The sequence below is a fragment of the Micromonospora sp. NBC_01796 genome, from assembly GCF_035917455.1.
Taxonomy (GTDB): Bacteria; Actinomycetota; Actinomycetes; order Mycobacteriales; family Micromonosporaceae; genus Micromonospora_G.
On sequence record NZ_CP109078.1, the window covers coordinates 5,233,968 to 5,246,632 of the forward strand.

Consider the following 12,665-nt stretch of genomic DNA (forward strand, 5'->3'; position numbering starts at 1 on the left):
CCGACCACCCAGATCGGTAAGGATGGGGTGGACAAGCATGGCTTACGGCGGGGGAGCGAGTGGCGAACAGGACAAGTCGGGATGTGCTCGGGCGGGGGCTGCGGGTGCTCGGCTGGGCGATCCGGGAGGAACCCCGGATCTTCGCCGTGGCCGTGAGCGGCAGCGTGCTCTTCGGGCTGGTCACCATCGCCAGCGCGTACGTGGTCGGGGCGATCGTCGGGAACGTGGTGGTCCCGTCGATCACCGACGGGCGGGCCGACGCCGGGCTGGTCGCGCTCGCCGCCGCCGCCCTGGTCGGGATCAGCCTGTTCAAGGTGCTGGGCGTCTTCGGGCGCCGGATCGCCGCCGGCTACATGCAGTACCGGCTCCAGGCGACGTACCGGCGCCGGGTCACCCGCCGCTACCTGGACCTGCCGCTGTCCTGGCACCACCGGCACGCCACCGGAACCCTGCTCTCCAACGCCAACTCCGACGTCGAGGCCACCTGGTACCCGATCGCCCCGCTGCCCTTCGCCGTCGGCACCCTGGTCATGCTGGTCGCCGCGATCGGGTCGCTGTTCGCCACCGACTGGGTGCTGGCCATGGTCGGCATGGCGATCTTCCCGGCGCTGTTCGCGCTCAACGTCATCTACTCCCGCCGGATGGCCCCCCGCCAGGCCCGAGCCCAGCAGCTCCGGGCCGAGGTCAGCGCGATCGCGCACGAGAGCTTCGACGGTGCCCTGGTGGTCAAGACCATGGGCCGGGAGGCGCAGGAGACCGCCCGGTTCGCCGTACAGGCCGGTGAGCTGCGCGACGCGCTGATCTCGGTCGGCCGGCTGCGCGGCGTCTTCGACCCGATGCTCGACACCCTGCCCAGCCTCGGCACCCTGGCCGTCCTGCTGGTCGGGGCGTTCCGGCTGCGCGAGGGCGCGGTCACCGTGACCGAACTGGTCAGCGTCGCCTTCCTGTTCACCGTGCTGGCCTTCCCCGTACGCGCGATCGGGTGGGTGCTCGCCGAACTGCCGCGCAGCGTCGCCGGCTGGGACCGGGTCCAGCGGGTCCTCACCGCCACCGGCGACATGCCGTACGGGCAGACCGTGCTGGACCGGCACGACAACGCACCGGCCACCCTCGTCTTCGACCGGGTCGGGTTCGGCTACGAACCCCCGGACTGGGCCGACTCCGGGCTCGGCGGTCCCACCGGTGCCGCCGATCCGGGCGGCCCGACCGATCCGGCCCGCGCCACCGGCCCCGCCGACCCCTCCCCGGACGGAGACCTGGTGCCGCCGGAGCGGGTGCGCTCGGCCCGGATCCCGGTGCTGCACGAGGTCTCGTTCACCGTGCCGTCCGGCCGCACCGTCGCCCTGGTCGGGCCGACCGGCTCCGGCAAGTCGACCATCGTCTCGCTCGCCGTACGGCTGGTCGACCCGCAGTCCGGGACGGTGAGCCTGGACGACGTCGACGTACGGTCGCTGACCGCCGGTTCGCTCACCGACACCGTGGCCCTGGTGGCGCAGGTGCCGTTCGTCTTCGACGACACGGTCCGGGCCAACATCACCCTCGACCGGCCGGGGATCGACGACGAGGCGGTCTGGGCGGCGCTGCGGCTGGCCGAGGCGGACGGGTTCATCTCCGCCCTGCCGGAGGGGCTGGACACGATGGTCGGCGAGCGCGGCACGTCGCTGTCCGGCGGGCAGCGCCAGCGGCTCACCCTGGCCCGCGCGCTGGCCGGACGGCCGCGACTGCTGGTGCTCGACGACGCGACCAGCGCGGTCGACCCACGGGTCGAGGCGGCGATCCTCGCCGCACTGAGCCGGGGCGGCCCACCGACCGGGGCCGACGGGTCCACCGGCCCGGCCGCGTCGATCCTGGTGGTGGCGTACCGCCGGGCCACCATCGCCCTGGCCGACGAGGTCATCTACGTCGAGCAGGGTCGGGTGATCGCCCGTGGCACGCACCCCGAACTGCTGGCGACCGTGCCGGGCTACGCCGACCTGGTTACCGCCTACGAGAAGGCGGAGGCCGAACGAGAGCGGGAGAAGGCGTACGTGGACGAGCCGGTCGACCCCGATCCGCCGACCGGTGCCGGTGCGCGCGGCGTGACGGTCGACGGCGACGTCAGCGAGGTGGTCGCGTGAGCACCGACGCGGCAACCGCCATCGGTGGCGGCACCGAACCGACCGAGGGCACCTGGCGTACGCTGCGGCGCGGCCTGGCACTCTCCCCCGAACTGCGTACCGGTCTCGCCGGCACCCTCGCGTTCGCGCTGGTGTCGATGATCGGGCGGGCTGCCGTACCGGTGGCGATCCAACAGGGCATCGACCGCGGCCTGCGGGCGCCCGGCGGCCCGGACCTCGGCGTGGTCGGCGTGGTCGTCGCGGTGACCGCCGTGGTCCTGGTGCTGACCACTATCTGCGGTTACCTGATGATGCGCCGGCTGTTCACCGTGAGCGAGACGGCACTGGCGGGGGTACGCACCCGCGCCTTCCGGCACGTGCACGACCTCTCGATGCTGCACCAGCAGTCGGAGCGGCGCGGCTCGCTCGTCTCCCGGGTCACCAGCGACGTCGACCAGATCACCCAGTTCCTCCAGTGGGGTGGCGTGATCCTGCTGATCAGCGCCGGCCAGGTGGTGGTGACCGCGATCGTGATGGCGGTCTACTCCTGGCAGCTCACGCTGGTGGTGTTCGCCGCGTTCATCCCCGCCGTACTGGTCATCCGGGCCTTCCAGAAGCGCCTGGCCAAGGTGTACGGCGTGGTCCGGCAGCGGATGGGCGCCCTGCTCGGCGCGATCGCGGAGAGTGTCGTCGGTGCCTCGGTGATCCGCGCGTACGGCGTCTCCGGGCGGACCGCGGCCCGGATCGACGAGGCCATCGACGGGCAGCGCACCGCCCAGCAGAAGGCCATCCGGACCAGCGTGGTCAGCTTCTCCACCGGGGAGATCTCGGCCGGCCTGGCGCTGGCCGCGGTGGTCGTGCTCGGGGTCCGGCTCGGCGTCGACGGGACGCTCAGCATCGGCCAGCTCACCGCGTTCCTGTTCCTGGTCACGCTCTTCATCCAGCCGGTGCAGATCGCCACCGAGGTGCTCAACGAGGCGCAGAACGCGGTTGCCGGGTGGCGCCGGGTGCTCGACGTACTCGACCTGGCCCCGGATGTGGCCGACCCCGGTGAGCAGGGCGTGGACCTGCCCGAGGGGCCGATCGAGGTACGGTTCGCCGAGATCGGCTTCGCCTATCCGGGCGGCCCGCCGGTCCTCTCCGACATCACCGTGGACATCCCGGCGAAGAGTCGGGTCGCGGTGGTGGGCGAGACCGGCAGCGGCAAGACCACCTTCGCCAAGCTGCTCACCCGGCTGATGGACCCCACCACCGGTACGGTGCTGCTCTCCGGCGCCCCGCTGGACCGGGTGCGGTTCTCGTCGCTGCGTTCGCGGGTGGTGATGGTTCCCCAGGACGGCTTCCTGTTCGACTCGACCGTGGCGGAGAACGTCCGCTTCGGCCGTCCGGGCTGCTCGGACGAGGAACTGGCGGCCACCTTCGCCGAACTCGGCCTGTCCGACTGGGTCGACGGGCTGCCCGACGGGCTGCACACCCGGGTCGGCGAGCGCGGCGAGGCGCTGAGCGTGGGGGAGCGGCAGCTCGTCGCCCTGGCGCGGGCGTACGTGGCCGACCCGGACCTGCTGGTGCTGGACGAGGCGACCAGCGCCGTCGACCCGGCGACCGAGGTACGCCTGCAGCGCACCCTCGACGCCGTCACCCGGGGCCGTACCACGGTGGCGATCGCGCACCGCCTCTCCACCGCCCAGGCGGCCGACGAGGTGATCGTGGTCGACCGAGGCCGGATCGTCCAACGCGGCCCCCACGACGACCTGGTCCTCGACCCCACCTCCACCTACGCCCTCCTCTACGCCTCCTGGCTGGAACAAACCCGCTGACCCGCCCCGGAACAGCGCTGATCTAGGGCATATGGTGGTGAGTTGATCTTTAGAAGCCACCATATGCCCTAGATCGACGGTGGGGAGGACGGGTCAGCGGGAGTAGAACTCGACCACCAGCTGTTCGTCGCAGGTGACTGGGATCTCGCGGCGTAGCGGCGGGCGGATGACGGTTACGGTGAGGTCGGTGAGGCTGACCGACAGGTACGGGGCGGTTCGGTCACCGACGTGCGCACCGGCGGCGGCGAGCTGGAACGGCGGCTTCTGCAGGCTGCGCTCGCGTACCCGGATCGTCTGGCCGGGGCGCAGCCGGTAGGACGGGCGGTCGACCTTGACCCCGTCCACCGAGAAGTGCCCGTGCGCCACGAGCTGCCGGGCCTGGTAGATGGTGCGGGTCAGCCCGGCCCGGAGCACCACCGCGTCGAGGCGCCGCTCCAGCAGCGTGACCAGGTTCTCGCCGGTCTTGCCCTCGAGTCGTACGGCGTCGTCGAAGGCCCGCCGGAGCTGGGTCTCGCTGACGTTGTACTGGTGCCGCAGGCGCTGCTTCTCCAGCAGTCGTACCTGGTAGTCCGAGGTCTTGCGGCGTGAGCGCCCGTGCACGCCCGGCGGGTACGGCCGGCGCTCGAAGTACTTCACGCACTTGGGGGTGAGCGGGATGCCGAGGGCGCGGGAAATTCGGACCTTGGGTCTTGCCTGGTTCACGTGGACGTCTCCCGGGTTTGTAGGTTAGCCTGCCCTAACTTAGCCCACCCTAATTCACCCGCCGGAGGTACGGTCATGCAGCCCAGTCCCGCCGAGGTCGCCCGCACACTGGCGGCCGGTCGACTCGCCGGCACCGCCTACGTCGCCAACCACCCGGGGCCGCACCGCACCCGGCACGTCACCGACGCGCTCGGTCGGGTGTTGTTGCTGGTCTCGGTCGTCGACGACCTCGCACTCGCCCTGCGGCCGGAGCCCGGCACCGACGACACCGCGCTGGTGCTCGACGTACGCGACCTGCCGCCGGCCGCCGGCTCGCCGGCCCTGGGCCGGGTCTGGATCTCGGGCTGGGCCGCACTGCTCGAAGGTGCCGAGGCCCGGCAGGCGGCACTGGACTACGCCGACGTCGACCCGACCGGTGACCTGCTCGACGTCGGCGGCCGGTTCGCCCTGTACCGGTTCGAGCCGGCCGAGGTCCGGTTGGAGCGGGACGCCGACACCATCCACATCGACCCGGCCGAGTACGGCGCCGCCGAACCGGACCCGCTGCACCACCTGGAGCGGGAACTCCTGGAGGACCTGGCCGACCACCACCAGTCGGAGATCGCCGAGTTCGTACTCCGGCAGCTCGGTGAATCCGCCGCCCGGCACCGGTCCGGGCCGTCGCCGCGCGTGGTCCGGCTCGACCGGTACGGCTTCGTGGTGATGCTCGGCGAACCGGGTTCCCGCTACCGCGCCCGGCTGGCCTTCCCCCGCCCGGTACGCGACCACGCCGACCTGGTCCAGCTGCTGCACCCGGTCCTCTGGCCGACCCGGCACGCCCCGATCGCCGGCCTGAGCCCGGCCGAGCCGAACTCGGCCGAAGCGAGCCCGGCCGGACCGAACTAGACCACGCCGGTCGCGGGCTCCACGCCCGTCGGCGGTTGGGCCCCGGTCGCCTGCTCCACATCGGTCGCCGGTTCGAAGACGCCGGTCAGTTCGCCGGTCAGGTAGCGCTGCACGGTCGGGGCGATGGCGGCCACGGCGATCTCGGCCGGGGTGTGGGCCAGCGGCTCGATCCTGAGCAGGTACCGGGCCATGGCCAGGCCGACCAGTTGGGAGGCGACCAGGGAGGTGCGCAACGGGGCCTCGGCCGGGGACAGGTCCAGCCCGGCCACGACCCGCCGGAGGATCTGGGTGACCACGAAGTCGCGCATCAGCCGGGCGGCCCACTCGTTGCTGATCACCGACCGGAGCAGGGCGACGCCGGCCGCACCGGCGGGCGAGTCCCAGATCCGCAGGAAGGTCCGTACCAGTCGTTCGCCGATCCCGTCCGACCCGCCGGCCACGATCTGCGGCAGCAGCTCGGACGGGTCGAAGGGCACGTTCATCACGGCCAGGAAGAGCTTGTCCTTGGTGCCGAAGTAGTGGTGGACCAGCGCCGGGTCCACCCCGGCACCGGCCGCTATCGTCCGGATCGACGCACCGTCGATGCCGCGTTCGGCGAACGCGTCCCGGGCCGAGGTGAGGATCGCCTCGCGGGTGTCGGGATTGCCCGGCCGCCGTCCGGTCCGTCGTGCCATCGCCGTCCTTCGTTGTTCCCGTTCCGCGCGGTCAGCCGGTCCGGCGCCGCAGGGTGGCGGCGGCGAGGACCAGGGCCACCAGTACGGCACCGAGCACGACCGCCAGGTCGCGCCACATCGTGCCGGTCGGTTCGGTGTGGGCGCCGACCTGTTGCAGCGCCTCGACCGCGTACGACAGTGGCAGGACGTCGCTGACCGCCTGGAGCCAGCCGGACATCTGCCCACGACCGACGAACAGACCGCAGAGCAGGATCTGTGGCAGCACCACGACCGGCATGAACTGTACGGCCTGGAACTCGGTCTGCGCGAAGGCGCTGCAGAGCAGCCCGAGGGCGACCCCGAGCACCGCGTTCACCACCGCGATCAGGATGACCAGGCCGGCGGCACCGGCGGTGTCCAGATCGAACAGCCAGTACGCCGCCCCGGCAGCCACCCCGGCCTGGATCGCCGCCGCGAGGCCGAACGCGATGCCGTACCCGAACAGCAGGTCGAGTTTGCCCAGTGGGGTGGTGAGCAGCCGTTCCAGCGTGCCGGAGGTGCGCTCGCGCAGCATCGCGATGCTGGTCACCAGGAACATGATCACGAACGGGAAGACGCCGAGCATGATCAGTGCGATCCGGTCGAAGGTGCTCGGCTGGCCGGGCACCGTGGGCTGGTCGGCGAACATGAAGTAGAGCAGGGCCAGCAGCACGCTCGGCACCACGACCAGCAGCGCTACCGTACGCCGGTCGTGCCGGAGCTGGCGCAGGATTCGCCCGGTGGTCGCGGCCAGCAGTCTCGGGTTCATCGGGTCACCGTTCCCTCGGTGCCGACCGGGGTCGGCTGCGCCTCGCCGCGTTCCGCCTCGGTGCGTCGGATCAGCCGGAGGAACGCCTCCTCCAGGTCGTCGGTGCCGGCGCTGGCGCGTACGGCATCGGGGGTGTCGTCGGCGATCAGCCGACCCTCGCGGATCAGCAGGAGCCGGTCGCAGCGCGCGGCCTCGTCCATGACGTGGCTGGAGACGACCAGGGTGGTGCCGGCGGCGGCCATGGCGTGGAACCGGTCCCACAGCTCGGCCCGCAGCACCGGGTCCTGACCGACCGTCGGCTCGTCGAGGATGACCAGGTCGGGTTGGCCGACGATGGCGCAGGCCAGCGACGCCCGGCTGCGCTGGCCGCCCGACAGCGTCCCGACGAGCTGGGTCGCCGCCGGGGCCAGGCCGACGTCGGCGACCGCCTGGTCGGCGTCGGCGGCGGAGCGCCCCTGGAGGGCGGCGAAGTACCGGGCGTTCTCCCGGACCGTCAGGTCGGTGTAGACGCTCGGGGCCTGGGTCAGGTAGCCGACCCGGCGGCGCAGCGCGGCGGTGCCGGCCGGCTGACCGAGCACGGTGACCGTGCCGGAGGTGACGAGCTGTACGCCGACCACGGCCCGCAGCAGGGTGGTCTTGCCGCTGCCGCTCGGTCCGAGCAGCCCGGTGACGCTGCCCTTGGGTAAAGCGCAGGTCAGGCCGTGCAACACCCGTCGCCTGCCACGGTCGACGACGAGGTCGGTGACCTCGATCGCGGGGTTCATCGCGCCTCCTCGAATTAATTCAACGCTTGATGAACTCAACGCTAGTTGAAATCTTGTCGCCCGGCAATCGCCCCGAAGTCCGGTTCCCGACCCCGGCCGTCACCCGCACACCCCTTGACTTCGAGCGCACTCGAACTGGGAACCTGTATCGATGGACACCCGCCTGGACGAGACGACACTCACCGTCAGCGAGGCCGCCGACCGGGTCGGTCTCACCGCGTACACGCTGCGCTGGTACGAGCAGGAGGGGCTGGTCGCACCGGTCGGGCGGGACTCCGCCGGACGGCGGCGCTACACCGGGGGCGACGTCGACTGGCTGATGCTGCTCACCCGGTTGCGCCGCACCGGGATGCCCGTACGCGACATGCGCCGCTACGCCGAGCTGGCCCGGCAGGGCGACCAGACGCTGGGCGCGCGACGCGAGCTGTTCGAGGCCCACCGGGACCGGGTCCTGGCCCGGATGGCCGAGCTGGAACAGGACCTGGCCGTACTCAACTTCAAGATCGAGGTGTACGGGCAACTCGAACGGGCCGGTTAGCGGCGCCGAGCACTCCGGGCGGTACGGGTGGACGACCCCCGCCCCCGGTGCGGAACAATCGGTTCGTGCCCGTACCCGAGCTGCCGGTAGCCGCCCCACCGGCCACCCCACCCGTCACCCCGACCGCCCCGCGCCCCGGCCCGGCCGGCCCCGCCACCGGTCTCGACCCGGCGATCGCCGCCCGCCTGCGCCGGGGCGCCGACGGGCTGGTCGCGGCCGTGGTCCGCCAGCACGACTCGGGCGAGGTGCTGATGGTCGCCTGGATGGACGACGAGGCGCTGCACCGTACGCTCACCACCGGCCGGGCCACCTACTGGTCGCGCAGCCGCCGCGAGTACTGGGTCAAGGGCGCCACCTCCGGCCACCACCAGTACGTACGCTCGGTCGCGCTGGACTGCGACGGCGACGCCCTGCTGGTCAGCGTCGACCAGGTCGGTCCCGCCTGCCACACCGGCAACCGGACCTGCTTCGCCGACGACCTCCCGGTCACCGGCCTGATCGGGACACCGGGGGAGCGGGCATGAGTCAGACCACCGGTGCGGTCAGCCCGGACGAGGCGACCTTCGGCGACCTGGCCGGCAGCCGGCGGGTGGTGCCGGTGACCCGGCGCCTGCTCGCCGACGGGGAGACCCCGGTCGGGGTCTACCGCAAGCTGGCCGGCGGCCCGGGGACCTTCCTGCTGGAGTCCGCCGAACAGGGCGCCGGACCGGGCGGTGCGGCCTGGTCGCGGTACTCGTTCATCGGCGTACGGAGCAGCGCGACCCTGGTCGAGCGGGACGGCGAGGCGCACTGGCTCGGTACGCCACCGGCCGGGGTGCCGACCTCCGGCGACCCGGTCGCGGCCCTGCGGGAGACCGTCGCCGCCCTCACCGGACCGGACACCGACCCGGTGACCGGGCTGCCCCCGCTGACCGGCGGCATGGTCGGCTACCTCGGTTACGACTTCGTCCGCCGGCTGGAACGGCTGCCGTCGCTCGCCCGCGACGATCTCGGCCTGCCCGAGCTGGGCCTGATGCTCGCCACCGACCTGGTGGTCCTGGACCACTTCGACGGCTCGGCGATCCTGGTCGCCAACGCGGTGCTGCCCGCACCCGACGAGCCGGACCGGGCCGGGCGGGTGCTGGCCGCGTACCACCAGGCGGTGGGGCGGTTGGACGCGATGACCACCGCCCTGTCCCGCCCGATCCCGCCGATGATCTCCACCGTGGCGAGCCCGCCCCCCGGCGACGTGCTCTGCAACACCCCGGACGGGGGCTATCCCAAGGCGGTGGAGGTCGCCAAGGAGGCGATCCGGGCCGGTGAGTGCTTCCAGATCGTGCTCAGTCAACGGTTCGAACGCGACACCAGGGCCGATCCGCTCGACGTCTACCGGGTGCTGCGCAGCACCAACCCGAGTCCGTACATGTACCTGCTGCGTTTCGACGGGTTCGACATCGTCGGCTCGTCGCCCGAGGCGCACCTGAAGGTGACCGCCGCCGAGGGTGGGGCCCGCCGGGCGATGCTGCACCCGATCGCCGGCACCCGCCCGCGCGGCGGTACGCCGGAGGAGGACAACCGGCTCGGCGCCGAACTGCTCGCCGACCCCAAGGAGCGCTCCGAGCACGTGATGCTGGTCGACCTCGGCCGCAACGACCTCGGTCGGGTCTGCCGGCCCGGCACGGTCGAGGTGCCGGAGTTCGCCACCATCGAGCGGTACAGCCATGTCATGCACATCGTCTCGACCGTGGTCGGCACGCTCCGCGCGGACCAGACCGCGTTCGACGCGCTGGCCGCCACGTTCCCGGCCGGCACCCTTTCCGGTGCCCCGAAGGTACGCGCGATGGAGATCATCGAGGACCTGGAGCCGACCCGGCGCGGGCTCTACGGCGGCACCGTCGGCTACTTCGGCTTCGGCGGTGACATGGACATGGCCATCGCCATCCGGACCGCCCTGATCCGGAACGGGCGGGCCTACGTGCAGGCCGGTGCGGGGATCGTCGCCGACTCCGACCCGCTGGCCGAGGACCTGGAGACCCGGAACAAGGCCGCCGCCGTACTGGCCGCCATCGCCGCCGCCGAGACCCTGCGGCCGGCCCGATGAGCGAGCAGCCTCCGTCGACCGGGCCGGCGAATCCGGGTCGCCGGCAGTTGACGTACGCGGTCCTGCTCTGCCTGGCCGGGGCGGGCCTGGCGCTCTACGCCGCCACCCGGACCTGGTCGGTCGAGATCACCCCTCGGCCGGAGCCGCTGTCGGCGCTGCGGGACGCGCAGACCGGTGGTGGGCTGCTGCCCTGGCTGCCCGCGCTTGCCCTGGTCGGGCTGGCCTCGGCCGGCGCCCTGCTGGCCACCCGGGGTTTCGGCCGTCGGCTGGTCGGCGGGCTGCTGGTGCTCGTCGGGCTCGGGGTGGCGGCCGGCGGCGGGTACGGACTGACCGCCCCCGAACGGGGCGAGACGAGCCTGCACTGGCCGGTGCTCTGCGGGCTCGGCGGCCTGCTGGTCGCCGCGGCCGGGGTGCTCACCGCCGGGCGGGGGCACACCTGGCCGGCGATGGGGGCACGCTACGAGCGGGTACGCCCCGGCGCCCCGGCCACCGGCCACGGCGCCTCCGGTGCCGTTGCCACGGGTACGGGCGGCCGGGTCGAGGCCGGCCGGACCGTCGCCGCCTGGGACGCGCTCGACCGGGGCGAGGACCCGACGGTCAACTGACCGGCGACCCGGCCCGTTCGTCGGCCGGGGCGCTGCGGGGCGCGGTGAGGGCCGCCACCATGGCGCTGACCTCGGCCCGCTGGTGCGCCCGGTCCCGGTCGGCGCAGATCGCCGCCCAGGCGTTGCCCCGGGCGGTCCGCACCCGCCCGTCGCCGACCACGGCCCGCTCCACCGAGTGCACCACGCCGATGGCCACGGACGCGACCGCCCGGGGGATGCTGATCAGGTCGATGGTCGAGCCCGGCCCGGTGCTGCTCATGATCCACCCCGCACGATGATCGATCCGACGGTGTTCGCGGCCATCCCGCGACCAGTCTGCCCGACCCCGATCGTGCCCAGACGGTGTTTCGAACCGGTGACCCGCGGGTCAACTGTGGCCGACGGGAGCGCTGCCAGCGGCGGATCGGCGGGCTGCGCCGGGCGCCCCGGCATGGTGTGATTACCCGATGACCGTCGATGGTGCCGGTGGCAGTGGGTGATAGCCCGCTTACCAGAGGTCGGCCATTATGCCCGAGCCCACCTGGTGAGGTGCGCCATACCCCCCGGCTCCGGCCCTACCCCGGCGCCCCCTAGCATCGGCCCATGACGCCCGGAGAGGGGAGTCCGTTGGTGACTGCTGAGCATCCGCACGCGGAGGGGGACGGCGCTGGTTCGACCGCGCCCGTCAGCGTGCTCGACGAGATCCTGGCCGGAGTCCGTGAGGACGTCGCCCGCCGACAGGCGGAGATCCCGCTGGAGCGAATCCGGGAGCTGGCCGCGGCCATGCCCCCACCCCGCGACGCGTACGCCGCCCTGCGCCGCCCCGGTGTCGGGGTGATCGCCGAGGTCAAGCGCTCGTCGCCGTCCAAGGGCCAACTCGCCGAGATCGCCGATCCGGCCGAGCTGGCCGGCGAGTACGCCGGCGGTGGAGCCCGCTGCATCAGCGTGCTCACCGAGGGGCGGTGGTTCGGCGGATCGCTGGCCGACCTCGCCGCGGTCCGGGCGGCGGTGGACATCCCGGTCCTGCGCAAGGACTTCGTCGTCTCCAGCTACCAGGTGCACGAGGCCCGCGCCCACGGGGCCGACCTGGTGCTGCTGATCGTCGCCGCACTGGAGCAGAACGCGCTGGTCGGGCTGCTGGAGCGGATCGAGTCGCTCGGCATGACCGCGCTGGTCGAGGTGCACGACGAGGACGAGGCGGACCGGGCGCTGGACGCCGGTGCCCAGGTCATCGGGGTCAACGCCCGCAACCTGCGCACGCTCGAGGTCGACCGTTCGGTCTTCGAACGGATCGCCCCCGGCCTGCCGAACAGCGTCGTCAAGATCGCCGAGTCCGGCGTACGGGGACCGCACGACCTGATCCGGTACGCCTCGGCCGGTGCCGACGCGGTGCTGGTCGGAGAGGGTCTGGTCACCCAGAAGAGCCCCCGCGAGGCGGTCGCCGAGCTGGTCAACGCCGGCAACCACCCGGCCACGCCCCGTCCGGTTCGCTGACCCGAGCGCACCGAACCGGCGACTGCCGCCGGTCACGTACCACCGCTGCGGCGGGCCCGTCACTCGTACGGGCCCGCCGTTGCGCGTGACAGCGGGTCCGCCGTACGCGGTGACCCGTCCCGGCGGTTTCCCCGATCACTGACCGGGGCGTCGAGGTGAGCGGGTTCACAGACAAACGCGCACGAGTGTGCATCGCGGGGGACACCCGCGCAGAAGGCGACCGGCCCGGGGTGCCGCCGGGACC

General features: G+C 72.8%; 12 protein-coding genes and 2 pseudogenes. 9 read left to right on the top strand and 5 right to left on the bottom strand.

Annotation, left to right across the window (positions count from 1 at the left end):
* Positions 1–59 precede the first annotated feature (59 nt).
* The 3 genes and pseudogenes from OIE47_RS24190 to OIE47_RS24200 form a co-directional block, all read left to right on the top strand.
* A pseudogene (locus OIE47_RS24190) lies at positions 60–1,175 on the top strand (ABC transporter transmembrane domain-containing protein); the annotation flags it as partial.
* 114 nt (positions 1,176–1,289) lie between these two features.
* Positions 1,290–2,117, top strand: a pseudogene (locus OIE47_RS24195) (ABC transporter ATP-binding protein); the annotation flags it as partial.
* Positions 2,118–2,137: 20 nt separating this feature from the next.
* The gene (locus OIE47_RS24200) at positions 2,138–3,913 is read left to right on the top strand and encodes an ABC transporter ATP-binding protein (RefSeq protein ID WP_326563226.1); all 1,776 of its coding nucleotides are present in this window, start codon (positions 2,138–2,140) and stop codon (positions 3,911–3,913) included.
* A 93-nt stretch (positions 3,914–4,006) separates the two neighbouring features.
* Here OIE47_RS24200 and rpsD read toward each other — a convergent pair whose 3' ends face one another.
* Entirely contained in the window at positions 4,007–4,615 is a 609-nt protein-coding gene (gene rpsD / locus OIE47_RS24205) for a 30S ribosomal protein S4 (RefSeq protein WP_326556808.1), read from the bottom strand.
* A gap of 75 nt (positions 4,616–4,690) precedes the next feature.
* Here rpsD and OIE47_RS24210 point away from each other — a divergent pair, with 75 nt between their 5' ends.
* Positions 4,691–5,500, top strand: coding sequence for a DUF2470 domain-containing protein (locus OIE47_RS24210; protein ID WP_326556809.1), 810 nt, complete (start codon positions 4,691–4,693; stop codon positions 5,498–5,500).
* Here the strand turns inward: OIE47_RS24210 and OIE47_RS24215 are convergent.
* From OIE47_RS24215 to OIE47_RS24225, 3 genes are read right to left on the bottom strand one after another with little or no spacing between them, the layout of a single operon-like run.
* Positions 5,497–6,174 (bottom strand): TetR/AcrR family transcriptional regulator, encoded by a 678-nt coding sequence (locus OIE47_RS24215; RefSeq protein ID WP_326556810.1) that lies wholly within the window; start codon positions 6,172–6,174, stop codon positions 5,497–5,499. The two genes, OIE47_RS24210 and OIE47_RS24215, sit on opposite strands and share 4 nt — an antisense overlap.
* Before the next feature lie 31 nt (positions 6,175–6,205).
* Positions 6,206–6,961, bottom strand: coding sequence for an ABC transporter permease (locus OIE47_RS24220; RefSeq protein WP_326556811.1), 756 nt, complete (start codon positions 6,959–6,961; stop codon positions 6,206–6,208).
* Positions 6,958–7,725, bottom strand: coding sequence for an ABC transporter ATP-binding protein (locus OIE47_RS24225; RefSeq protein ID WP_326556812.1), 768 nt, complete (start codon positions 7,723–7,725; stop codon positions 6,958–6,960). Before OIE47_RS24225 ends, OIE47_RS24220 begins: the two co-directional genes overlap by 4 nt.
* 151 nt (positions 7,726–7,876) lie before the next feature.
* Between OIE47_RS24225 and OIE47_RS24230 the strand changes: the two genes are divergently transcribed.
* From OIE47_RS24230 to OIE47_RS24245, 4 genes are all read left to right on the top strand, one after another.
* Entirely contained in the window at positions 7,877–8,263 is a 387-nt protein-coding gene (locus OIE47_RS24230) for a MerR family transcriptional regulator (RefSeq protein WP_326556813.1), read from the top strand.
* 65 nt (positions 8,264–8,328) lie between these two features.
* A complete protein-coding gene (gene hisI / locus OIE47_RS24235) occupies positions 8,329–8,787 on the top strand; it encodes a phosphoribosyl-AMP cyclohydrolase (protein WP_326556814.1) in 459 nt (152 codons plus the stop codon).
* The gene (locus OIE47_RS24240; RefSeq protein WP_326556815.1) at positions 8,784–10,343 is read left to right on the top strand and encodes an anthranilate synthase component I; all 1,560 of its coding nucleotides are present in this window, start codon (positions 8,784–8,786) and stop codon (positions 10,341–10,343) included. The genes hisI and OIE47_RS24240 overlap by 4 nt, the downstream gene beginning before the upstream one ends.
* Positions 10,340–10,948: a Trp biosynthesis-associated membrane protein gene (locus OIE47_RS24245; RefSeq protein WP_326556816.1), complete on the top strand. Its 609-nt coding sequence runs from the start codon at positions 10,340–10,342 to the stop codon at positions 10,946–10,948. Before OIE47_RS24240 ends, OIE47_RS24245 begins: the two co-directional genes overlap by 4 nt.
* On the opposite strand, the gene OIE47_RS24250 is transcribed toward OIE47_RS24245, so the two are convergent.
* A complete protein-coding gene (locus OIE47_RS24250; protein ID WP_326556817.1) occupies positions 10,941–11,207 on the bottom strand; it encodes a hypothetical protein in 267 nt (88 codons plus the stop codon). The two genes, OIE47_RS24245 and OIE47_RS24250, sit on opposite strands and share 8 nt — an antisense overlap.
* Before the next feature lie 410 nt (positions 11,208–11,617).
* Between OIE47_RS24250 and trpC the strand changes: the two genes are divergently transcribed.
* Complete coding sequence (gene trpC, locus OIE47_RS24255) at positions 11,618–12,421, top strand: indole-3-glycerol phosphate synthase TrpC (RefSeq protein ID WP_326563227.1); 804 nt, start codon at positions 11,618–11,620, stop codon at positions 12,419–12,421.
* Positions 12,422–12,665 lie beyond the last annotated feature (244 nt).